The organism is Stenotrophomonas sp. A3_2 (assembly GCF_036624925.1).
GTDB lineage: Bacteria > Pseudomonadota > Gammaproteobacteria > Xanthomonadales > Xanthomonadaceae > Stenotrophomonas > Stenotrophomonas hibiscicola.
The window spans coordinates 1-395 of sequence record NZ_JAZKVY010000010.1 but is presented as its reverse complement, the minus strand read 5'-3'; the positions used below and the strand labels follow the sequence as shown (position 1 = coordinate 395).

Genomic DNA, 395 nt, shown 5'->3' with positions numbered 1-395 from the left:
GCAACGGTGCCGGCGCACAGATCCTGTCCGACCTGGGCCTGGGCAAGCTGCGCGTGCTGGGCACCCCGCGCCGCCAGATCGGCCTGGCCGGGTACGGCCTGGAAGTGGTGGAGACGGTCACTCTGTAATGGGTAGTGCCGGCCGCTGGCCGGCAACCGCATTGCCTGGGCTTGCTGGCCAGCGGCCGGCACAACCGGTAGGTGCCGACCAAGCCCAAACTCGGGTGGGGGGCCCCCGCTAGGGGGGCCCCCCCCCGGCCCCCCCCCCGCCCCCCCCCCCCCCGGGGCCGGCCCCCCGCCGGCACTACCCATTACAGAGTGACCGTCTCCACCACTTCCAGGCCGTACCCGGCCAGGCCGATCTGGCGGCGCGGGGTGCCCAGCACGCGCAGCTTG

At 74.9% G+C, this 395-nt stretch carries 1 pseudogene; it reads left to right on the top strand.

Annotated elements, in window-relative coordinates:
* Positions 1-128 (top strand): annotated as a pseudogene (locus tag R5H29_RS00035) (bifunctional 3,4-dihydroxy-2-butanone-4-phosphate synthase/GTP cyclohydrolase II); the annotation flags it as partial.
* Between the last annotated feature and the right edge of the window lie 267 nt (positions 129-395).